This window comes from Stenotrophomonas sp. YJH_SMC_57, assembly GCF_059369755.1.
Map to the genome: position 1 here is coordinate 461,763 of NZ_JCAFSZ010000001.1, position 21,220 is coordinate 482,982.

At 67.5% G+C, this 21,220-nt stretch carries 18 protein-coding genes; 2 read left to right on the plus strand and 16 right to left on the minus strand.

Annotated elements, in window-relative coordinates; all coding sequences use genetic code 11:
• Positions 1-47: 47 nt before the first annotated feature.
• The 15 genes from AC5P7U_RS01990 to AC5P7U_RS02060 all read right to left on the minus strand — a co-directional run bounded on the left by AC5P7U_RS01990 (position 48) and on the right by AC5P7U_RS02060 (position 16,812).
• A complete protein-coding gene (locus tag AC5P7U_RS01990; RefSeq protein ID WP_006465761.1) occupies positions 48-353 on the minus strand; it encodes a HigA family addiction module antitoxin in 306 nt (101 codons plus the stop codon).
• Positions 354-364: 11 nt separating this feature from the next.
• Positions 365-643: a type II toxin-antitoxin system RelE/ParE family toxin gene (locus AC5P7U_RS01995; RefSeq protein ID WP_197563876.1), complete on the minus strand. Its 279-nt coding sequence runs from the start codon at positions 641-643 to the stop codon at positions 365-367.
• A 314-nt stretch (positions 644-957) separates the two neighbouring features.
• Positions 958-2,955, minus strand: a complete 1,998-nt coding sequence (tkt, locus tag AC5P7U_RS02000) for a transketolase (protein WP_006465763.1) — start codon at positions 2,953-2,955, stop codon at positions 958-960.
• A gap of 198 nt (positions 2,956-3,153) precedes the next feature.
• Entirely contained in the window at positions 3,154-4,473 is a 1,320-nt protein-coding gene (locus AC5P7U_RS02005; RefSeq protein WP_006465816.1) for a dicarboxylate/amino acid:cation symporter, read from the minus strand.
• A gap of 57 nt (positions 4,474-4,530) precedes the next feature.
• Positions 4,531-6,246, minus strand: a complete 1,716-nt coding sequence (locus AC5P7U_RS02010) for a BatD family protein (RefSeq protein ID WP_495220740.1) — start codon at positions 6,244-6,246, stop codon at positions 4,531-4,533.
• Positions 6,243-8,081: a vWA domain-containing protein gene (locus AC5P7U_RS02015; RefSeq protein ID WP_414555112.1), complete on the minus strand. Its 1,839-nt coding sequence runs from the start codon at positions 8,079-8,081 to the stop codon at positions 6,243-6,245. The genes AC5P7U_RS02010 and AC5P7U_RS02015 overlap by 4 nt, the downstream gene beginning before the upstream one ends.
• On the minus strand, positions 8,078-9,082 hold the full coding sequence (locus AC5P7U_RS02020) for a vWA domain-containing protein (protein WP_006465916.1): 1,005 nt from the start codon (positions 9,080-9,082) through the stop codon (positions 8,078-8,080). The genes AC5P7U_RS02015 and AC5P7U_RS02020 overlap by 4 nt, the downstream gene beginning before the upstream one ends.
• The gene (locus AC5P7U_RS02025) at positions 9,079-9,528 is read right to left on the minus strand and encodes a DUF4381 domain-containing protein (RefSeq protein ID WP_006465918.1); all 450 of its coding nucleotides are present in this window, start codon (positions 9,526-9,528) and stop codon (positions 9,079-9,081) included. Before AC5P7U_RS02025 ends, AC5P7U_RS02020 begins: the two co-directional genes overlap by 4 nt.
• Positions 9,525-10,454, minus strand: a complete 930-nt coding sequence (locus AC5P7U_RS02030; RefSeq protein ID WP_414555111.1) for a DUF58 domain-containing protein — start codon at positions 10,452-10,454, stop codon at positions 9,525-9,527. The genes AC5P7U_RS02025 and AC5P7U_RS02030 overlap by 4 nt, the downstream gene beginning before the upstream one ends.
• A gap of 8 nt (positions 10,455-10,462) precedes the next feature.
• Positions 10,463-11,488, minus strand: a complete 1,026-nt coding sequence (locus AC5P7U_RS02035; RefSeq protein WP_312561281.1) for an AAA family ATPase — start codon at positions 11,486-11,488, stop codon at positions 10,463-10,465.
• Positions 11,489-11,655: 167 nt separating this feature from the next.
• Positions 11,656-13,620, minus strand: a complete 1,965-nt coding sequence (locus AC5P7U_RS02040; RefSeq protein ID WP_197563882.1) for a type IV pilus secretin PilQ — start codon at positions 13,618-13,620, stop codon at positions 11,656-11,658.
• A 21-nt stretch (positions 13,621-13,641) separates the two neighbouring features.
• Positions 13,642-14,175 carry a pilus assembly protein PilP gene (locus AC5P7U_RS02045; protein ID WP_006465989.1) on the minus strand — a complete coding sequence of 178 codons (534 nt, stop codon included), beginning with the start codon at positions 14,173-14,175 and terminating at the stop codon, positions 13,642-13,644.
• On the minus strand, positions 14,175-14,849 hold the full coding sequence (locus AC5P7U_RS02050) for a type IV pilus inner membrane component PilO (RefSeq protein WP_006465991.1): 675 nt from the start codon (positions 14,847-14,849) through the stop codon (positions 14,175-14,177). The genes AC5P7U_RS02045 and AC5P7U_RS02050 overlap by 1 nt, the downstream gene beginning before the upstream one ends.
• The gene (locus tag AC5P7U_RS02055; RefSeq protein WP_495220741.1) at positions 14,846-15,754 is read right to left on the minus strand and encodes a PilN domain-containing protein; all 909 of its coding nucleotides are present in this window, start codon (positions 15,752-15,754) and stop codon (positions 14,846-14,848) included. Before AC5P7U_RS02055 ends, AC5P7U_RS02050 begins: the two co-directional genes overlap by 4 nt.
• A complete protein-coding gene (locus AC5P7U_RS02060) occupies positions 15,754-16,812 on the minus strand; it encodes a pilus assembly protein PilM (RefSeq protein WP_005410860.1) in 1,059 nt (352 codons plus the stop codon). Before AC5P7U_RS02060 ends, AC5P7U_RS02055 begins: the two co-directional genes overlap by 1 nt.
• Before the next feature lie 219 nt (positions 16,813-17,031).
• On the opposite strand from AC5P7U_RS02060, the gene AC5P7U_RS02065 reads away from it, so the two are divergent.
• Together AC5P7U_RS02065 and AC5P7U_RS02070 are read left to right on the plus strand one after the other, a co-directional pair.
• A complete protein-coding gene (locus AC5P7U_RS02065; RefSeq protein ID WP_006466033.1) occupies positions 17,032-19,455 on the plus strand; it encodes a penicillin-binding protein 1A in 2,424 nt (807 codons plus the stop codon).
• Positions 19,456-19,663: 208 nt separating this feature from the next.
• Positions 19,664-20,308: a hypothetical protein gene (locus AC5P7U_RS02070; protein ID WP_006466035.1), complete on the plus strand. Its 645-nt coding sequence runs from the start codon at positions 19,664-19,666 to the stop codon at positions 20,306-20,308.
• A gap of 104 nt (positions 20,309-20,412) precedes the next feature.
• On the opposite strand, the gene AC5P7U_RS02075 is transcribed toward AC5P7U_RS02070, so the two are convergent.
• A complete protein-coding gene (locus tag AC5P7U_RS02075; RefSeq protein WP_414555109.1) occupies positions 20,413-21,159 on the minus strand; it encodes a hypothetical protein in 747 nt (248 codons plus the stop codon).
• Positions 21,160-21,220 lie beyond the last annotated feature (61 nt).

Sequence of the window (21,220 nt, forward strand, 5' to 3'; positions counted from 1 at the left end):
CGACTTGATCCCCTCCGTCCCTTTTCTCATCCACGCATGGCGCGGATCTACTGTCCGATCCTCACCGAATCCTCAAGATGCAGGCGGGCAATCGGTGGATGCTCTCGATGCTCGACCTGCCACAGGTCATAGGCCGCCTGCATTGCCAGCCACATGCGCGCATTGCCCAGACCTGCAAGCTCAAGGCGGAATGCAAGCTCCGCGGAGATACCGGCGTGCCCGTTGATGATGGTCGACAGCTGTCCGCGGGAATAACCAAGATGCTGCGCCAGCGCACTGATGGACATGCTGATCGCCGGCAGTATGTCTTCGCGCAGCGATTCCCCGGGATGCGGCGGATCATGCAACGGCATCGAGCAGACTCCTAGTGGTAATCGAGGTAATCGACCAATTCGACGTCGAGCCCACGAAAGCGGAATACCAATCGCCAACTCGCGGAGACACTTACAGCCCAGTAGCCGCTATAGCGTCCGCGCAGAGGATGCAGGCGATTTCCAGGCAAGCCCATGTCTCCAGGACGCTGGGCTTGGTCCAGCTGGTGAAGCAAGCGCCGCAACCGCCCCGCATGATCGGCACGAACGCCTGAAATGTCGCCCCGTTCATAGAGCGCCTTCAGACCCCTGTGCCTGAAGCTGACGATCACGCGGCACCAGTGTAAGGCATCACCTTACACCCCGCAAATCCACCATGGTTTTCTGCGCCGATCTTCTTGTCCATGACCACTTCTGAGGGTGCCTCGGCAGGCCCTCCTTTTCGCAAGGAATGCAGGTCAGATGAAGAGGCCAACGCGACACTGGTGCCGCTGGGTGGAACATTTCGGGCAAAGGAGAAGGGGACGGAGAGGATAAGTCGCATGTGCACAAACGACTTGATCCCCTCCGTCCCCTTTTTCTCCACTCTGAAGAACGAAAAAGGCCGGCGTGTGCCGGCCTTTCCCTTGTTGCACCGCGAGGCGGCTTACAGCGACTTCGCAGCTTCCACCACGTGGGCGGTGGTGATGCCGAAGTGCTTGTACAGCTGGTCGGCCGGGGCCGAGGCACCGAAGGTGTCGATACCGATCACCGCACCGTCCAGGCCGACGAACTGGCGCCAGAAGCCGGTGACGCCGGCTTCCACGGCCACGCGCTTGCGCACGGCGTTCGGCAGCACCGATTCGCGGTAGGCCGCATCCTGGCGCAGGAACACGTCGGTGGACGGCATCGAGACCACGCGGGTCTTGAGGCCGGCCGCATCCAGCTGAGCCTTGGCTTCGGTCGCCAGCGAGACTTCCGAACCGGTAGCGATCAGGATCACGTCCGGGGTACCGGCGGCATCGGCCAGCACGTAGCCACCGCGCTCGATCTGGGCGATCTGCTCGGCGTTGCGCGGCTGGTGCGGCAGGTTCTGGCGGCTGAACACCAGGCAGCTCGGGCCGTCCTGGCGGGTGATCGCGGCCTTCCAGCTCACTGCCGACTCGACCGCATCGCACGGACGCCACACGTCGTTGTTCGGGATGTAGCGCAGCGAGGCCAGGTGCTCCACCGGCTGGTGGGTCGGGCCGTCTTCGCCCAGGCCGATCGAGTCGTGGGTGTAGACGTGGATGGCATGGGCCGGGATCAGCGCGCTCATGCGCACGCCGTTGCGCGCGTAATCGCTGAACACCAGGAAGGTGGCGTCGAACGGAATGAAGCCACCGTGCAGCGCCAGGCCGTTGGCAATCGCGGTCATGCCGAACTCGCGCACGCCGTAGTACACATAGTTGGCGTTGGCGTCGTCGCTGGCGACCGACGTGCTGCCCTTCCACAGGGTCAGGTTCGAGTGCGCCAGGTCGGCCGAGCCGCCGACGATTTCCGGCAGCAGCGGGGCGAAGGCTTCGATGGCCAGCTGCGAGGCCTTGCGCGAGGCGATCGTCGGGCCTTCAGCGGCCACCTGGGCGATGTAGGCATCGGCCTTGGCAACGAAGTCGGCCGGCAGCTCGCCGTGCGAACGACGGGTCAGCTCGGACGCTTCCGCCGGATACTGGCTGGCGTACTTGTCGAACAACTGCTCCCACTCGGCCTGGCGCAGGGTGCCGGCGCCATTGGCGCGCCAGCCGTCGTAGATCGCTTGCGGGATCTCGAACGGACCGTATTCCCAACCCAGCTGCTTGCGGGTGGCTTCCAGCTCGTCCTTGCCCAGCGGTGCGCCGTGGCTGGATTCCTTGCCCGCCTTGTTCGGCGAACCAAAACCAATGGTGGTGCGGCAGCAGATCAGGGTCGGCTTGTCGCTCTGCGACAGCGCGGCCTCGATGCCAGCCTTGATGCTGGCCGGGTCGTGGCCATCAACATCGCGGACCACGTTCCAGCCATAGGCCTCGAAACGTTCCGGGGTGTTGTCGGTGAACCAGCCCTCGACGTTGCCGTCGATGGAGATGTGGTTGTTGTCCCAGAAGCAGACCAGCTTGTGCAGGCCCCAGGTGCCGGCCAGCGACGCCGCTTCATGCGACACGCCTTCCATCAGGCAGCCATCGCCCATGAACACCCAGGTGCGGTGGTCGACCACTTCCAGCTCCGGGCGGTTGAAGCGCTGTGCCAGCAGCTTCTCGGCCAGGGCAAAGCCCACGGCGTTGGCGAAACCCTGGCCCAGCGGGCCGGTGGTGGTTTCCACGCCCGGGGTCTCGTGGCGTTCCGGATGGCCGGCGGTGTGGCTGCCCAGCTGGCGGAACAGCTTCAGCTGCTCGATCGGCAGGTCGTAACCGCTCAGGTGCAGCAGCGCGTACTGCAGCATCGAACCGTGGCCGTTGGACAGCACGAAACGGTCGCGGTTGAACCAGTGCGGGTTGCTCGGGTTATGGCGGAGGTAGTCGTTCCAGAGGACTTCGGCGATGTCGGCCATGCCCATGGGCATGCCGGGGTGGCCGGACTTTGCGGTTTCAACCGCATCGGCGGCAAGGAAGCGGATGGCGTTGGCCAACTGGCGACGGGTAGGCTGCGTCATGGTTCTGTCGGAATCGGGAGGCGGCCGCGGACGTGCGGGCGGCCTATTGTCCCATAGTCACCGGGCAGGGGTCAGTTCCAGCTTGCCCGGTCGTGCCGGCCGCTGGCCGGCAGTTGCGCACAATTCAATGAAGATCATGAAGTTGCCGGCCAGCGGCCGGCACTACCGCCCCCGGAGTCCGGGGGCGGAAATCTGGGCTCAGTCCTGCTGTGGACCGAGCGCCGGGCCGTCGTGGGACTCACCCTTGGCCACCAGGGTGGTCAGGGCCAGGTCGCCGGTCACGTTCAGTGCGGTACGGCACATGTCCAGGAAGTGGTTCACGCCCAGGATCAGGCCGATGCCCAGCGGGTTCACGCCGACCATCGCGCAGATCATCGCCACCACCGGCAGCGAGCCCGACGGCACGCCGGCGGTACCGATGCCACCGAGGATGCACACCGCCATCACCATGAACTGCTGGCCGATGCTCAGGTCCACGCCGAAGAACTGGGCCAGGAAGATCACCGTCACGCCCTCGAACAGCGCAGTGCCGTTCTGGTTGGCGGTGGCGCCCACGGTCAGCACGAAGCGCGACACGCGCTGCGGCAGGCCCATCTGGTCGGCCACGCGCAGCGCGGTCGGCAGGGTGGCGTTGCTGGAGGCGGTGGAGAACGCCATCACCGTCGCTTCCTGGGTATCGCGGAAGAACGACAGCGGCGAGCGGCCCGACAGCCACACGGCGGTGCCGTAGGTCACGATCATGTGCAGGCCCAGCGCCAGCACCACCACGCCCACGTAGGCGCCGAGGCGGATGATCAGCTCGAAGCCGAACAGCGCGGCCAGGTTGAACATGAAGCAGGCCACCGCGTACGGGGCCAGGCGGATGACCAGGTTGATCAGGGTCATCGAGATTTCGAACACGCCTTCAATGGCGCGGCGCAGCGGGGCGACCTTCTCGTTGTCGGTCAGCACCATGCCGATGCCGAACATGAGTGCGAAGAACATCAGCGACAGGATCGCGCCGTTGTCAGACGCGGCCTGCAGCACGTTGCTCGGCACGATCGACAGCAGCATGTCCATGCCCTTCGGCGTGCCATGGATGCCGGCCACGATCTCCTTGCTGCGCTCGGCGTTCTCCGACAGCATCATCGCCGCGACCTGCGGGTCGACGCCGGCACCCGGCTTGAGCACGTTGACCAGCACCAGGCCGATGCCCACCGCAATGCCGGACAGCAGCACGGTGTAGGCCAGCGTCTTCCAACCGATGCGGCCGAGGGCGCGGATGTCGCCCATCTCCGACACGCCCATGATCAGCGCCGAGAAGATCAGCGGCACGATCAGCATGAAGATCAGGTTGAGGAACAGGCCCGAAGCCGGGGTGGTGACGTAATCCATTACCCACTTGGCACCGCCCTGCAGACCCTCGACGCTGCCACCCAGGGCGTGCACGGTCAGTCCCAGGACAAGGCCGATCGCAAAGCCGATGCCCATCTTCCAGTGCAGGGGCAACTTCTTCTTGTCGGCAGCAGCTGCTGTCATACGCGGGTTTCCTCGAAAAATGAATGCACTCTAACAAAGCGCGCAAGCGGCGCCGGTTCAGGTTCGCCGCGGTGGATACAGCGGCGCCAGGCCAGTGTCAGCAGCACCCGCAGCCGCAGACCAGTGCGGTCCGTCACGGAAGGCCGTGCGCAGGCGCGTACGCAGCGCCGCCGGATCACCCTGCCCGCCCCAGCGCGCCTGCTGCAGGTCCTGCAACACCTGGCACTGCTCCGGATCGTCCAGGCGCGCGATGACCTGCTCGACACGTTCGACACCGGCCATCGCGCACAGCTGTGCTTCCACCTGGTCGAAGCCCTCGCCATCGAGCACCCGGCGCAGTTCGGCCAGGCCGGCACGCCCGCTCGCCACAGTCGGCACAGCGGACGTGCCTGCGACAGGCGCCGCTGCACGCGGGCGACGGCCACGCTGCCAGCCCCACAGCAGGGTCAGCAGCCACAGCAGCGCCAGCCCGATCGCCGCGCCCATCCAGGGCCATGGCCGCTCGGCCATGCCGCTGGCGCGCGGGTCGGTGGCCGCGATGCGGCTGTCCTGGCCATCGGTGCCGGGCAGCGCGGCATCGGTGTCGATCGGCGGCAACGGGGCCGGCGAGGTATTGCCGCCGCCATTGCCCGCCGCAACCGCCAGCGTCAGGTCCGGCAGCGTTGCTTCCTGTGCCTTGCCGCTGCGCACATCCCACCAGGGCAGGCGCGGGCCGGGCACCACCAGCGAACCCGGCTGGCGTGGCACGATCGAATAGCGGCGGGTGATCTTCAGGCGTGGCGTGCTGCCGTTGAAGGTCTCTTCGTACTGTGCTGGTTCGGCGAACACCTGCGCATTGGCGCCGACATCCGGCACCGGCAGATCGGTGAACTGCGCGCGCGTCGCGCCTTCGGCAACCGCTTCGACCACCACGTTGGCGGCCTCACCGGTGCGGGCGCTGGTCGGCGCACTGGTATAGCGCAGCTGCAGGCTCTGCAGCGGCAGCCACGGCTGCGGCGCTTGCGCCGGCTGTGCCTGCACCTGCAACGTGCGGTCGGCGCTGGTAGCATTCATGCGGCCGTCGCCCCCGCCAAAGAAGTCGTCGAAGAAGCCACCGGCACTGCGCCCACTGAAGCGCGCACCGGCCAACCGCAATGCGCCGCTGCGCTCGGGGATCAGCAGGAAGCGGCGTTCGACCACGTTGTAGCGGCGCCCGTTGACCTGGCGCACATCGGTGCGGTCATCGCCCACGCGCTGCAATGACGCGCCCGCCGGGGTATCCAGTACCAGTTCACCCGACGCCAGCTGCGAAGCAAAGTACAACCGCACCACCACGCCCACGCTCTGCTGCACGTATGGCGTTTCGTCATCGACAACCGTCTCGATGAAGGCCATCGCAGTGCTGTCTGGGCCCGCCACGGCGGCCGCGTCCACCTGCAGGGTCAGCGGCGCGGTACGCACACTGCCCACCTGCAGGCCCGGAACCACCAGCGCACCGCTGCGCCGCGGCGTCAGCGCCACGCCGTACAGGTTGCGCTGCTGCATGCTGCCGTTGCTCCACTCCACCTGGCGGCTGCTGGTCTGCGCGCTCAGGTCGAAGTCGGTACGCAGAGGCGTGAAGTCAGGCGCGCCCTGATCGCTCTCGACATTGAGGGTGACCGTATCGCCCATTGCAATGCGATCGCGGTCCAGCCAGGCGCGCGGCTGCGCCCAGGCCAGCAGCGGCAGCCACAGCAGCAGCGCTGCCAGTACCTGCCGGGGCCAGCACCCGTGCATGTTGATCACCCGCGTCATCGCCCTTCCCTCTTCCTGCGTTCGTTTTCCAGCTGGAACTTGGCTCGCAGCAGCGCGCCCGGATCATCGGGTACGCGTCGCATCCACGCCTCCACGGCCTGTTGCTCCTCGCGCTGGCGCGGGGTGGTGCCTTCGCTGCCTGGCACGGGCTTGCCATCCTGTTCGCCCTTGCCTTCACGTGCCTGCTGCATTGCCAGCTGCATGCGCTGGCGCTGCTGCTCGTCGGCCTGCGCCTGCGCCTTGGCATCTTCCACCTGCGGTGGTGCCTGCTGGCCATCGCGGCCGCGCTCGCCGGGCTGCGGGCTCGACGGGGAAGTGTCATCGCCGGGCTTGGGCTGGCCCTGCTGGCCCGATTGCGGCTGGCCCTGCCCGGGGTCTTTCTGCCCCTGCTGCGGTTGCTGGCCCGACGGATTCTGCTTGCCCTGCGAATCGTTCTGCTGCTTCTGCCGGTCGCTCTGCTGGGGCTTCTGCTGGTCCTGGCCCCGGCCTCCCGACTGCCTGCGCTTGCGCGCGGCATCGACCACAGCGCGGTTGGCCACCGCATCGGCCATGCCCGGATGCAGCGCCAACGCGCGGTCATAGGCGGCGATGGCCTCATCGTAGTTGCCCTGGCGTGCCAGCGCGTTGGCCAGGTTGTACCAGCCGGCATCGCTGTCGATGCCTTCGAACTGCTTGCGTGCATTGGCGAAGTCGCCGTTACGGTACGCCTGCACACCTTCGGCCAAGCGCTGGTGCTGCAGCTGGTCAGCGCGCTTCCACAGGGTGCCCTGCGCGGGCGGCGGTGCGGGTGCTGCTGGCGCCTGCGCCTGCACGTCACCCATCCAGGGCAGCAGGCCAACAGCCAGCACCGCGGCCAGCACTGCGCGGCGGCGGAAGGCCAACAGTGCCAGCAGCATCAACGGCGGCAGCAGCCAGAAGCCTTCATCGCGCCACTGCCTGCCTTCGCCCGGCCGCTGCGCCGCCGTGCCCTGGCGCGCATCCAGTACCGCCAGCGCACGCAGGTCACTGTCATCGGCGGCGATGCGCGCGTAGCGCCCGCCACCTGCGGTGGCCACGGCGCGCAGGCTGCCCTCGTCCAGCGCCGCCTGGCGGATCTGGCCATTGCCATCGCGATAGGCCGCACCGGCCGGCGTACCCAGCCCCAGCACCGAAACCTGCAGGCCAAGGCTGCGTGCCTGGGCCGCGGCCAGCGCGGCCTCACTGTCGGCCTGGTCGGTGACCAGCAGGATCTGTCCCTGCAGCGCAGCGACTTGCCGCATCAACTGCGCGGCCCAGTCGATGCCGCGGTCGGCACGCTGTCCATCGCGCGGCATCACCTCGGGTGACAAGGCATCCAGATACAGCGCGACATTGCTGCCGTCATCGGTCAATGGCGCAACGGTATAGGCGTCATCTGCGTACACCACCAGGCCGACCTGGCCGCCCTTGCGCGCGCGCAGCAGTTCGCCCAGCTTGGCCCGCGCCTGCAGCAGCCGCGACGGCGGCAGGTCGGTGGCGGTGATCCGGCTGGACAGATCCAGCACGACCAGCAGCGGTGCGCTGGCCTGGAACATCGGCTGCGCCTGCTGCCGCCAGCTTGGCCCGGCCATCGCCAGCGATGCCAGCGTCCAGCCCAGCAGCAGCGCCCACGGCAGGCGCGTACGACGACGCGTGCCGGCCGCCAGCAGGTGCGGCAGCAGGTGTGGATCCACCGCCTGCCGCCACGCATCGCTGCGCCGCTGCCGGTACAGCGACAGCGCGAGGATCACCGGCAGCGCCAGCAGGGCCCACAGCCATTCCGGGCGCAGGAAATGCAGCGCGTTCCAGTCGGGAAGATTCGACGCCAACGCGATCATCGGCGACGCTCCGGCCACAGCCACGCCAGCGCGCCCAGCAACAACGCCAGGCCCAGCGGCCAGGCATAGCGTTCCTCGCGCGGGCGCAGGCTCGGCCCTTTCGCAGCGATCGGCTCCAGCCGGTCCAGTTCGGCATAGATGCCGGCCAGCTGTGCCGTATCGCGTGCGCGGAAGAACTGGCCACCGGTCATGCCCGCGATCTTCTTCAATGTGGCCTCGTCGACCGGATCCTGGTCGGCGGCAATGGAGATGCCGAACACGCGCATGCTGCCGTCGCCGCCAAACGCGACGGTGTGGATGCGTACGCCCTCGGCGCGGGCAACTTCGGCCGCGCGCAGCGGCTCCAGTACGCCGGCATTGCTGACACCGTCGGTCAACAGGATCAGTACGCGCTGGCCTTCGGGCTGGCTGCGCAGGCGCTTCACCGCCAGGCCGATGGCATCACCGATGGCGGTTTCGCGGCCGGCCAGGCCGACCACGCTGTCGCGCAGCTGGTCGCGCACACTGGCCAGGTCAGCGGTAAGGGGCGTCAATGTGTAAGCACGGTCGCCGAAGATCAGCAGGCCGATGCGATCACCGGCGCGGCGGTCGAGGAAGTCGGCCAGTACCGCCTTGGCTGCGGTGAGACGGTCCACGGCCTGTCCGCCCAGCACCATGTCGCCCTCGCCCATGCTGCCGGACACGTCCATCGCCAGCATCATCTGCCGGCCCTGCTGCGGTGGGGTGATGGCCTCACCGAGTTGCTGTGGACGGGCAAGCGCAACGCACAGCGCGCACCAGCCCAACCACAACAGCAGGGTACGCAGCCAGGACACGTCGACGCGGCCACCACCGGTCAGTGCTTCCAGTTCGCTGGCGGCATACGGCACGCGCAGCGCCGCGCCGGGGTCAGCGCGACGCTTCCACGCGTACATCAGCAGCGGCAACGGCAACGCCAACAACGCCAGCGGCCATGCCAGCTGCAGGTCCGGCCACGGCCAGTAGCTCGCCAGCAGATTCATCGACGACGCTCCAGCAGCATCGCCAAGTAGCGCGCGCGGGACCAGCTGCGCACCGCGGCCACTTCGCTGGCATCCACGCGTGGCCGATAGGCGCCCTCGGCCAGCAGGCTGCGCCGTGCGTCAGACAGCGTGTTCTGCGGGTCGACGCGCTGCCACCATGCGCCGTCGCGCAACGATTCACTGCCCGGACGTGCCTGGCGCGCGGCACGACGCAGCAGGCCGGCGATCGCCGCCAGTTCCGCCGCGCTGTCGGTGCACGCCGCCAGCTCCCTGTCGAACTGCTGCAACCAGCGCTGCCGACGGCGGCGACGCTGCCACCACACGAATGCGACGACCACCAGCAGCAGTAGCACCGCCGCACCGATCATCAGATAGCCCGGTGCCGGTGGCCACCATGACGGGGCCGCCGGCAGCTGCACGTCGCGCAGCGGCAGGTTGGCGCTCATGCCGGCACCTCGGTCGGCACCGGGGCCAGCCACGCATCGCTGGGCGCATCGCTGGACAGCACCTGCACGTCAACGCGGCGTGCGCCGAGCTGGCGCCGCAGTTCCTGCAGCGGCTCGACGAAATGCGCGTGCCAATGCGCCTGCACGTCGCTGCGGCGCAGGTCGAGTCCGATGCGCTGCTGCGCGGTCTGGAACTGCAGCGCGGCCGACGGCGGCTGCAGTTCCAATGGATCGACCAGCAGAACCAGGCTGAGGTCATGGTGCTGGGCCAGCGCGCTCCAGCGTACCGGCGCAATCCGTGCCGCCTGCTGCGGATCGGCCAGCACCAGCATGCGCGCACCGGGGCGCAGCACGCGACTGGCGTGGTCCAGCGCACGCTCAAGACCAAGATCATCGGCGGGAGGCTGCGCATACCAGCGGGTGAGCGCATCGAGTACGCGCAGTACACCGCGCGGCCCGCCCGCGGGTGCGACCGGCGGCTCGCGGTCGCTGCCACGCAGGGCGCCCACGCGGTCGCCTCGCCGCTGCGCCGACCAGGCGGCAACGGCGCCCGCGCGCGCAGCCTGTACCGACTTGAAGCGCACCCGGGTGCCGAAATACAGCGCTGGCGAGGTGTCGGCCACGATCAGGCTGACCCGCTCGCGCTCGGCCTGGAACAGCTTGGTGTGGGCACGACCGGTACGCGCGGTCACCCGCCAGTCGATATGCCGCGCATCATCACCGGCCACGTACTCGCGTGATTCGGCGTACTCCATGCCACGCCCGCGCAGCGGCGACGGTGCCTGCCCGGCATTGCCGGCACGGCCGCGGCGTGGCGGCGGCGGGCGCTGTGCCAGCCGACGCAGCGCGACCAGTTCGGCCAACTGCGGGCGCAGCCCGTCGCCCTCGCTGGCCATGGATGCAGGTGCCGGGGATGGATCGGTCATGCGCAGGCTCAGGGTGCCGGCACGCGGGCCAGCAGCTCCTGCACCAGGCGCTCGCCATCCCAGCCTTCGGCTGTGGCTTCGTAGCTGGGCAGCACGCGATGGCGCAGCACATCAGCGGCGACCGCGCGCACGTCATCGGGGGTGACGAAATCGCGGCCCGCCAACCAGGCGCGCGCACGTGCGCAGCGTTCCAGCGCGATGGAGCCTCGCGGGCTTGCGCCCCACGCGATGCGGCGACCGAGGCTGGCGTCGTAGCGCGATGGATCGCGCGAAGCCAGCACCAGTTCAATCAGATAGCGTTCCAGCGCGGGCGCCATGTGCAGGTCCAGCACTTCGCGACGGGCCGCGAACACATCCTGCATCGGCAGCTTCTCCGGCGCCGGCGCAGCTTCGCCCAATGCGCCACGGGCACGCTCGCGCGCCAGCCGCAGGATTTCCGATTCGGCCGCCTGGTCCGGGTAGCCGATGCGCACGTGCATCAGGAAGCGGTCCAGCTGTGCTTCCGGCAGCGGGAAGGTGCCTTCCTGCTCGATCGGGTTCTGCGTGGCCATCACCAGGAACAACGACGGCAGCGCGTAGGTGTGGCGTCCCACGGTGACCTGGCGTTCGCCCATCGCCTCCAGCAGCGCCGACTGCACCTTGGCCGGCGCACGGTTGATTTCATCGGCCAGCAGGATCGGGTGGAAGATCGGGCCGGGCACGAACTCGAAACGGCCTTCCTGCGGGCGCCAGATCTCGGTGCCGGTGAGGTCGGCCGGCAGCAGGTCCGGGGTGAACTGCACGCGCGCGAAGTCCGTTTCCAGACGTGCTGCCAGCGCGCGGATCGCCGTGGTCTTGGCCAGTCCCGGCGCACCCTCCACCAGCAGGTGGCCGTCGGCCAGCAGCGCGATCAGCAGGCGCTCGACCAGCGCGGACTGGCCGACGATTTCGGCGGACAGCGCATCGCGCAGCTGGCTGAAGGCGGCGTGCAGGCGGGAGCTGGCCGGCGCGGGCGGCGGCGGGACGGTTTCGGGCATCGGCGGAGGCAGGTTCATGGGGGCCTTTGACCGGCGCAGGACGGCACGGGTTCCCGACATCATCGCAGGGTGCCCTGCGATTGACATCAAGAACGGCTGAACAGCCCTTCGCGCACCGCGTGACCGGCCTCAACGAAAAAGGGCCGCACAAGGCGGCCCTTCTTCCTGCAACAGGTGGTACCGGCTCAGTTCTGCTTGGCCACGCGCAGCACCTTCGGCGTGACGAACACCAGCAGCTCGGCCTTGTCCTTGCTGCGGCCGCGCTTCTTGAACAGGTTGCCCAGGAACGGCACGTCGCCCAGGAACGGAACCTTGCTCACGCTGCTGCGGTCGGTGAACTCGTACACGCCGCCGATCACGACGGTCTGGCCATCGTCCACCAGCACCGCGGTATTGACTTCACGGCGGTTGATTTCCGGCACGGTGCCATAGCCCTGCAGCTGGATCAGGCGCTCCACTTCATCCTTCTTCAACTGCATGTTGAGGAACACGCGGTTGTCGTTGGTGATGGTCGGGGTCACCTTCAGTTCCAGCACCACTTCCTTGAACTGGACATTGGGCGTGGCGACGCCGCCGGTACCGCCACCGCTGATGGTGACGTAGCCGATTTCCTTGCCCTGCTTGATCAGTGCCTCGCGCTGGTTGGTGGTCACCACGCGCGGGTTGGAGATCACTTCGCCACGGGCCTCTTCCTGCATCGCCGACAGCTCCACGTCCAGCAGGTAGCCGGCATTGAGGATCGACAGCGCCAACGAGCCCGGGGTGGCGGTCGAAGCGGCAGGCAGGTTGAAGTTCAGGCCACGGGTGATGGCCGGAAGCAGCGGCACCGGTGCCGGTCCAACGCTGCCGCCCGCTTCCCAATCGCGATAGGCCTTGGCATTGGCGGCCGAAGTATCCGCCTGCGACAGGCGGGTCTTGCGGTTGGCTTCCAGGTCACCACTGAAGTACACGTTGTCGCGGCTGCCGCTGATGCCGAACTTGGCACCCAGCTCGCGGGCGAACGTATCGGTGGCGATGACGATACGGCTTTCGATCAGCACCTGGTCAACCGGCCGGTCGATCACGCCGATCAGTTCACGCATGCGCGCGATCTTCTTCGGGATGTCGCTGATCATCAGCGTATTGGTGCGCTCGTCGGCCACGATGCGGCCACGCGAGGACAGGAAGCCACTGTCTTCCTGCGACGCCGAACCACCGCTGCTGCCGTTGCCGCCACCACCGCCGATACCCTTGGCTTCGGTCAGTGCCTTGAAGATCTGCGTGGCGCTGTGGTAGTTGATCTGCACGTAATCGGTAACCAGGTCTTCGCGGTTCTCGATCGCGATGCGCGCGTCTTCCTTCTCCTGCTCGAACTTGGCCAGCTCGGCCTGCGGCGCAACCCAGATCACGCTACCGTCGCGACGCTTGTCCAGGCCCTTGGCCCGCAGCACGATGTCCAGCGCCTGGTCCCACGGCACGTTGACCAGGCGCAGGGTCACATTGCCCTGCACCGAATCGGACGCCACCACGTTGAGGTTGGATTCCTCGGCGATCAACTGCAGCACGGTGCGCACCGGCACGTCCTGGAAGTTGAAGGTCACCGGCTTGCCGGTGAAACCGCGCTGGCCCACGGCCTTGGCGGCCTGCGCAACGCTGCCCGCAGTAACCGCACCGACTGCCGCCGGCGCCTGACGCGGGCTGATCTCGACCACGTATTCGTTGCCGCTCTGGTAGGCCAGCGAATCCACCGCACCGCCGGTGCTCAGGACCAGCTGGGTACCCGCGCCGGAGGGCTTGGCGTCGATGCGCTGCACCGGCGTTGCGAAGTCGGTGACGTTCATCGGCTTCTGCAGGTTGGCCGGCAGCCGGGCGTTGCCGACATCGACCACCACGCTGTTGCCCTGCGTGCGCAGGTCCGGCACCGCACCCTGCCCGTCGAACTGGACGATCAGGCGACCGGCACCATCATCGCCGCGCTTGAAATCAATCTTCGCCACCGACAGGCCTGTCGGTGCGACGGCCGCAGCCACGGTGGCGCCGGCCGGCTTTTCCGCCGGCGTGGCAGCCAGCGCCGGAGCGCAGGCCAGCATCAGCGCGACTCCCAACGCGCTGACACGGTTCAAGGTAGAGCGCCGGATGGGACGCAGCCCCTTGGCTTGGTGAAAGGTCATCGTGCTATCCCCAGTAAACGATCATTGATCTTCAAGCGAGAGCGTTGCCGGCCGTTCCAGCCAGCCGCCCGCACCATCCGGCACCAGTTCGATCAGCTCCACGCGGTCTTCGAAGACCGCCGTGATCCGCCCGTCGCTCTGTCCCAGGTAACCGCCCGGGCGCACCCGGTAGGTCACCTTGTCCGGCCCCATCACCAGCGCGACGACGCCTGCACCCGTGCCGATGGTGCCGACCATGTCCAGTGCGTCCAGCGGGAAGCCTTCCAGCGGCTCCTTGCGCCGGTTCGGATCCGGACGCAATCCGCCATTCCCCTGCTGCGGATTGGTCCAGGCATCGGTGAACGGGTCACGCATGCCCTGCGCCGAATACTCGAAGGTCTCGAACTGCTGCATCACTGGCAGCGGCTCCAGCGGCTGCGCCGGCCGAGCCCGCTCGCCTTCCACCCACTTTTCCAGGTTGGGGGCGTCGCCGGGCGTGCTGGTCACGCCGCGGCCGCAGGCGGCCAGCAACAGGACCGCCAACGCCATTGCACCGCGTGCGATGTACGTGCGCATCACTTCTTGCCCCCCTTGCCCTTCTTCTTCGCCTCGGCATCGGCGGCAGCCTGCTGCGCCTGCACTTCGGTCTCGTCCAGGTAGCGATAGGTCTTGACCGTGCCGGACAACTCCAGCGCACCGCTACGGACGTTGCCCTTGGACTTGTCCTTGGGCTTGAGGTTGATGTCGTGCATGGTCAGGATCACCACCCGCGGCAGCGACGCCACGCCGCTGACGAACGCGCCGAACTGGTGGTAGCTGCCCACCATCCGCAGCTTGATCGGCTTCTCGGCGTAGAACTCCTTGACCTGCTCCTGCTCGGGCTCGAACAGCTCGTTGGCCAGGCCGCTGGACAACGCGGTCTGCGAGATGTCGATGATCAGGTCGGGCATTTCCGTCTTGCTCGGCAGCTGCCGCAGCATCTGCTGCAGCACCTGCTCCATCTGCGCCAGCTGCTGCTTCAGCGGGGCCAGGTTCACCGCGCGTTCCTGCTGCTTGGTGAACTCGGAACGCAGCTCGACTTCCTTCGATTCCAGGCCAGCAAGTTCCTCGCGCTTGCCGCTGATCAGCAGCATCCACGCCAGGAACATGATCACCAGCGCCAGCACCGAGCAGAAGACGATCTTGGCCTTCTGCGGCCAGTTGCCGATGTCGTTGAAATCGAGGTTCTTCAGATCGATCTTCTGGCTCATGCGCGGTCCCCCTGCAGCGGCGCGATGAAGGCCTGCGGCGGCTGCGCCAGGCGGCTTCCCTCAGACTTCGGCGCCGGCTTGGCAGCCGGCGCTGCCGGCTGGTTCGGCTTGGCCGGTGCAGCGGCCGGTGCAGCCGCCGGCGCTGCGGCAGGTGCTGCGGCAGGTGCCGCCGGTGCCGGTGCCGGCGCATTCGCGGCCGGAGCCGCAGCCGGGGCGGCAGGCGTGGCAGCGTCCGGACCTGCGGCAAGCGGGGCCACCGCAGCCGGCGGTGCCGACACAACCGTGCCATCCGCGTTCAGGCCCGGCGTCGCCGCAACCTCTTCGCTCTGTGCCGGCAGCTTCACCTTGACCACGAACACGTACGGCAGTGCCTTGATGTCGGTAACCGGACCGGTCTTGCCGTCCTTGTCCTTCTCCGGCTCGCGTGCCTCGATGATCGACAGCTCCGGATTGGTCATCCAGCCGGAGGTGTCCAGGTTGCGCATGTAGGCCGAAACACGGGCGTTGGACTGGGTACGGCCTTCCAGGGTCAGCACGTCGCCTTCCTGCTTCAGCGCGGTCAGCACCACGCCGTCGGGAATCGTACGCACCAGCGCATCGAACAGATGGACCATCTGCGAGCGCTTGGCCTGCAGTTCCTCGATCACCTTCTTGCGTGCCAGCAGGCGTTCCTTCTGCGCATCGAGGCGGTCGATCTCCTTGTTCTGTTCCTTGACCTTCTCGATCTCGGCCGACAGATAGGCATTGCGATCCATCTGGCCGCTCACCTGGCGGTCGTAGTAGAACCAGATCAGCAGCGACAGCAGCAGGCCACCGATCGCAGCCATGCCCAGCATTGCGTAGAACTCACGCTGGCGTTGCTTGCGCCGCTCGGCGCGCCAGGGCAATAGATTGATGCGTGCCATCAGTCGAAGCTCCTCAGCGCCAGACCGGTGGCGATCATCAGCGCGGGGGCATCCTGGGCCAGCGCATGCGCGTTCACCTTCGGGCCCAGGGTCATCTGTGCCAGCGGGTTGGCGACCACGGTCGGCACGCCCAGCTGTTCTTCGACCATTTCCGGCAGGCCACCCAGCACGGCACAGCCACCGGCCAGCACGATGTGATCGACGCGGTTGAACTCACTGCCTGCATAGAAGAACTGCAGCAGGCGGCTGATCTGCTGCACCGTGGCTTCCTTGAACGGTTCCAGCACTTCCATCTCGTAGCTTTCCGGCAACCCACCCTGGCGCTTGGCCAGGCCGGCTTCCTCGTAGCTCAGGCCGTAGCGGCGCATGATCTCGTCGGTCAGCTGCTTGCCACCGAACACCTGTTCGCGGCTGTACAGGCTGCGGCCGCCGCGCAGGACATTGAGGGTGGTCATGGTTGCGCCGATGTCGACCAGCGCGACCACACCGTCGATGGACACCGGCAGCTCGCTGGCGACCAGGGCATAGGCGTTCTCGACCGCGAAGGCCTCCACGTCCATCACCTTGGCCTGCAGGCCACCGAGCTCCAGCGCCGACTGGCGCAGCTCCACGTTCTCCGAACGCGACGCCGCCAACAGCACCTGCACCATCTCGGGGTTGTTCGGGATCGCCCCGATCACCTCGAAGTCCAGGTTCACTTCCTCGATCGGATACGGGATGTAGTTGACCGCTTCCAGCTCGATCTGGGCTTCCATGTCGTTCTCGTCGAGCTCGGCCGGCATCGGGATCACCTTGGTGATCACCGCCGACCCGGCGACGGCGGCAGCGGCCAGCTTGGCCTTGCTGCCTGAACGGTTCATCGCCCGGCGGATGGCCTCACCGACCGCTTCCACCTCCACGATGTTCTTCTCCACCACCGCATTCGGCGGAAGTGGTTCCACAGCATAGTGTTCCACACGGAAACGATTGCCGCTGCGGGACAGCTGCAAAAGCTTTACCGCAGTCGAACTGATGTCGACGCCTACAAGCGGCGACTGACTTTTTGGGATGAGCCCCACGGTTTCTCCCCTGCCGACGGGCACTTGGACACAAGACCTGCGTCCGAGCATTAATAACGTATTCTTAGCAAATGGCAACGACCCTGCTGTGAAGTCCCTCACGGATTCACATTGCAGCCCCTGGCAGTTCCCCTTGCGCTCCCCAGTGCCGACCCCAGCCGCCACCTTGCGTAATCTATACTCTGCGACCACGAAATTCGCAATCGGAATCTGAACCCGATGACTCGACTCCGCCGCTGGCTGCGCTGGATCTTCCTGATTGTCCTGGTCCTGGCGCTGATCGGCGCGGCCGCCGTGGGCGGTCTGTACTACGCCGTATCCTCCAAGCTTCCCGACGTGCAGACCCTGCGCGACGTGGAGATGCAGGAGCCCATGTACGTCTATGCCGCCGACGGCAAGCTGATGGCGGTGTTCGGCGAGACCCGCCGGACCCCGGTCACCATGAAGGACGTGCCCGAGCGCCTGAAGCAGGCGTTCCTGGCCACCGAGGATGCCCGCTTCTACGAGCATGGCGGCGTGGACTACATGGGCATCGGCCGCGCGGTGTGGCTGCTGGCCACCACCAACGACAAGCGCGTGCCGGGTGGTTCGACCATCACCCAGCAGGTCGCCCGCCAGTTCTTCCTCAGCTCCGAGTACAGCTATACCCGCAAGCTGGCCGAGATCCTGCTGGCGCGGAAGATCGAGTCCGAGCTGAGCAAGGACGAGATCTTCGAGCTGTACCTGAACAAGAGTTTCTTCGGCAACCGCGCCTACGGCGTGGCCGCCGCCGCCGAGTTCTATTACGGCAAGAAGCTGGGCGAACTGAACCTGGACGAGATGGCCTCGCTGGCCGGCATCCCCAAGTTCCCCTCTTCCGGCAACCCGATCTCCAACCCGGAACGTGCCCGCCAGCGCCGCGACAACTACGTGCTGCAGCGCATGGCCGACCTGAAGTTCGTTACCCAGGCCGAGGCCGACGCCGCCAAGGCGGTGCCGATGCATGCCAGCGCGCATGAGCCGCCGGTGCAGGTCGATGCCCCCTACGTGGCCGAACTGGTGCGCCAGGAAATGATCGCCCGCTTCGGCGGCGATGTGGTCAACAAGGGTTACCACGTCACCACCACCATCGACTCGACCCTGCAGACCGCCGCCAACCTGGCCGTCCGCGATGGCCTGCTGCTGTACGACCACCGCCACGGCTGGCACGGCGTGGAGAAGCAGGTCCAGGTGGGGGCCGGCGAAGATGCCGCCGCCCTCGCCGAGCACCTGCGCGGCATGTTCGGCCAGTCCGGCCTGCTGCCGGCGATCGTTGCCAGCACCGGCGCCGACGGCAGCGCCACCGTGGTGCTGGCCAACCGCAGCGAGATCGTGCTGCCGGCCGGCGCCGCCAAGTGGACCAACAAGACCCCGGGCAAGCTGGTGCAGCGCGGCGACATCGTGCGCGTGCGCGCCGGCGCCAAGGACGGTGAGTGGCTGCTGGACCAGCTGCCGCGCGGGCAGTCCGCGCTGGTCTCGCTGGATGCCCACAACGGCGCGTTGAAGGCGCTGGTCGGCGGCTTCAGCTTCTCCGGCAACAAGTTCAACCGTGCCACCCAGGCCCGTCGCCAGCCGGGCTCGAGCTTCAAGCCGTTCGTCTACGCGGCCGCCTTCGACAAGGGCTACAACCCGGCCTCGATCGTGCTCGACGCCCCGGTCGTGTTCCGCGACCGCCGCGGCAAGACCTGGGCCCCGCAGAACGACGGCGGCGGCTTCCGCGGCCCGATGCGCCTGCGCGAAGCACTGGTGCAGTCGCGCAACCTGGTCTCGGTGCGCCTGCTTGACGGCATGGGCGTGGACTACGCGCGCAAGTACATCAGCGAATTTGGTTTCGCCGAATCGGAACTGCCGCCGAACCTGTCGATGTCGCTGGGCACCGCCTCGCTCACCCCGCTGTCGGTGGCCCGTGGCTACGCCGTGTTCGCCAATGGCGGCTCGCGCGTGGACACCTGGCTGATCGACCAGGTCAACGACCGCGACGGCAACCTGGTGTTCAAGGAAAACCCGGCGCTGGCCTGCCGCGAGTGCGCCGGCAGCAGCGACCAGCCGGTCAACCAGGTCGTGGACGGCTTCAACTTCGGTGCCCCCGCGCCGAAGGTCGACCCGGCCGCTGCGGCCAAGGCCGAAGCCAAGACCGAAACCGCTGCCGTACCGGCCAACCCGGATGCCCGCACCGCCCCGCGCGCGATCGACGCCCGCACTGCTTACCAGCTGGTGTCGATGATGCGCGACGTGGTCCAGCGCGGTACCGGCGTCCAGGCCAAGGTGCTCGGCCGTGAGGACGTGGGCGGCAAGACCGGCTCCACCAACGACCACCGCGACGCCTGGTTCTCCGGTTTCGGCGGCCCGTACGTGACCACCGTGTGGGTCGGCCGCGACGACTTCCGCTCGCTGGGCTACCGCGAGTACGGTGGCAAGGCCGCCCTGCCGATCTGGATCGACTACATGCGCACCGCGCTGAAGGACACCCCGATCGCGCAGAACGACCCGCCCAGCGGCATGGTCCAGGCCACGCTCAACGGCGCGACCGAGTGGGTGAAGGTGGAAGACATGGACCGCCTGACCGACTACGACCTGAACCTCAATACGCCGCAGGCCGACGCCGCCGCGTTCGATATCTTCTGAGGAAGGGTGTGGGTGGGTGCCAACCTTGGTTTGGCACAGATGCCGCCCCTGGTAGCTGCCAACCCTGGTTGGCGCCCCATGCCGACCAAGGTCGGCACCCACCAGAGCCTTGGTAGCTGCCAACCTTGGTTGGCACCTCCGCGAAATACCGACGCAGATGTCACATCCGTGCGCTAGTCTGTAGCCAGGTCGCAACAGGAGTCATCGCATGCATCGCGCGCGCCAGCATGCTGCCAGCCAGACCCGCGAGCGGCGTCACCGCCTCGCCCACGAAGCCGCCCGCCTGATGGCCGAAGGCGGCATCCGCGACTACCACCAGGCCAAGTTGAAGGCCGCCAGCCGCCTCGGCATCCACGACGATGCCTCCCTGCCCCGCAACACCGAGATCGAGGACGCCCTGCGCGAGTACCAGCGGCTGTTCTCCGGGCCGCAGCATGGCAACGAACTGCAGCGCCGCCGCGAAGCCGCGATGCGCGCCCTGGAGTTCCTGCACGGCTTCGCCCCGCGCCTGGCCGGCCCGGTGCTGGAGGGCACCGCCGACGCCAACAGCCCCGTGCAGCTGCACCTGCACAGCGACGACCCGGAGGCCGTGCACCGCTTCCTGGACGAGCACGGCATTCCCGCCGAATCGCGCACGCGCCGCCTGCGCATGGACCGCGAGCGCAGCCTCGATGTGCCGGTCTGGGTGTTCAGTGCCGAAGAGCTGACCTTCGACCTGGCAGTGCTGCCCTATGACGCCCTGCGCCAGGCACCACTGTCGCCCGTGGACGAGAAGCCGATGCGGCGTGCCTCCGTGGCACAGTTGCGGCAGGTGCTGGCCGAGGCCGAGATCACCGCCTACATCGGCGGATAAGGGGTACAACCTCTGGCGGGCTGTAGTGGGTGCGGACCGTCGGTCCGCACTCTACTTCGAGTATCCGGGTACCTGACCGAAAGGCAGCCGGGCACGGCTCGGCGCTACAGGGGGTACAGGTGCGGCTCTTCCGCATCCCCGGTCAGCAAGCGCGCCAGCCACGGTGCGCCCGCGCGTTGCGGGTATTCCAGCATCATCCGTGCGTGCATGGCCTGCAGATCCCCCAGCAACCAGGTGTGGTTGTAGGCATCGCCGAACGTATCGGACCAGGCGCTCTGCACGCGCGTGCGCTCACCGCCATCGAGGTTCGGCATCCTGTCCAACGGCTCGACCAGCACCGACGCCAGTGCCTCGTTGATCGCCGTATTCTCCGCCTGCGCCGTCCGCAGCAGCTCCAGGCGATGCGTCACCCGCCAGCACTCGTAGGGGAAGCAGCTTCCGGTGGCGGTGATGTAGTCGGCCATGTCGGCCAGCAGGTGGGCCTTCAGTTGCCACGCCTCCGCACTGTCCAGCAGCTGCCGCACCTGCAGCGTGCGCAGTGTGCCGGCGCGGACCTCTTCGGGCGTGCTGAACATCTCGCCAGGCACGTTGCCACCGTGCCGCACACTCACGATGCGGCGGATGGCCTCATGGGTGATGTTTTCCACGCGCAGCGCCGCCGCTTCGGGATGCACGCGTGGGGGCGGCACGCTCGCCACCCGCCAGTAGTACCACAGCACCATCGCCATGCACGCCAGGCACAGCGCGCTGGACAGCATCCAGCCGTCCGCATTGCGCGTGTAGTACCGATAGCGTGCGCGCCACAGATAGAAACTGCGATAGTTGATGAACTGGCGTACCCATCCGTACATCGCCTTCTCCTCGGCAAGCGCCCCGGCGCGGCAGGGCTCGCTACGCGCACCACGCCGGGGC

What these genes read in the sequence shown, in the direction of transcription:
- AC5P7U_RS01990 (WP_006465761.1), bottom strand. Translation starts at nt 353, where the DNA reads ATGCCGTTGCATGATCCGCCGCATCCCGGGGAATCGCTGCGCGAAGAC.
- AC5P7U_RS02015 (WP_414555112.1), bottom strand. Translation starts at nt 8,081, where the DNA reads ATGATCGCGTTGGCGTCGAATCTTCCCGACTGGAACGCGCTGCATTTC.
- AC5P7U_RS02070 (WP_006466035.1), top strand. Translation starts at nt 19,664, where the DNA reads ATGCATCGCGCGCGCCAGCATGCTGCCAGCCAGACCCGCGAGCGGCGT.
- AC5P7U_RS02050 (WP_006465991.1), bottom strand. Translation starts at nt 14,849, where the DNA reads ATGAGCCAGAAGATCGATCTGAAGAACCTCGATTTCAACGACATCGGC.
- AC5P7U_RS02020 (WP_006465916.1), bottom strand. Translation starts at nt 9,082, where the DNA reads ATGAATCTGCTGGCGAGCTACTGGCCGTGGCCGGACCTGCAGCTGGCA.
- AC5P7U_RS02030 (WP_414555111.1), bottom strand. Translation starts at nt 10,454, where the DNA reads ATGACCGATCCATCCCCGGCACCTGCATCCATGGCCAGCGAGGGCGAC.
- AC5P7U_RS02025 (WP_006465918.1), bottom strand. Translation starts at nt 9,528, where the DNA reads ATGAGCGCCAACCTGCCGCTGCGCGACGTGCAGCTGCCGGCGGCCCCG.
- AC5P7U_RS02035 (WP_312561281.1), bottom strand. Translation starts at nt 11,488, where the DNA reads ATGAACCTGCCTCCGCCGATGCCCGAAACCGTCCCGCCGCCGCCCGCG.
- tkt (WP_006465763.1), bottom strand. Translation starts at nt 2,955, where the DNA reads ATGACGCAGCCTACCCGTCGCCAGTTGGCCAACGCCATCCGCTTCCTT.
- AC5P7U_RS02065 (WP_006466033.1), top strand. Translation starts at nt 17,032, where the DNA reads ATGACTCGACTCCGCCGCTGGCTGCGCTGGATCTTCCTGATTGTCCTG.
- AC5P7U_RS02010 (WP_495220740.1), bottom strand. Translation starts at nt 6,246, where the DNA reads ATGACGCGGGTGATCAACATGCACGGGTGCTGGCCCCGGCAGGTACTG.
- AC5P7U_RS02005 (WP_006465816.1), bottom strand. Translation starts at nt 4,473, where the DNA reads ATGACAGCAGCTGCTGCCGACAAGAAGAAGTTGCCCCTGCACTGGAAG.
- AC5P7U_RS02040 (WP_197563882.1), bottom strand. Translation starts at nt 13,620, where the DNA reads ATGACCTTTCACCAAGCCAAGGGGCTGCGTCCCATCCGGCGCTCTACC.
- AC5P7U_RS02075 (WP_414555109.1), bottom strand. Translation starts at nt 21,159, where the DNA reads ATGTACGGATGGGTACGCCAGTTCATCAACTATCGCAGTTTCTATCTG.
- AC5P7U_RS02055 (WP_495220741.1), bottom strand. Translation starts at nt 15,754, where the DNA reads ATGGCACGCATCAATCTATTGCCCTGGCGCGCCGAGCGGCGCAAGCAA.
- AC5P7U_RS02045 (WP_006465989.1), bottom strand. Translation starts at nt 14,175, where the DNA reads ATGCGCACGTACATCGCACGCGGTGCAATGGCGTTGGCGGTCCTGTTG.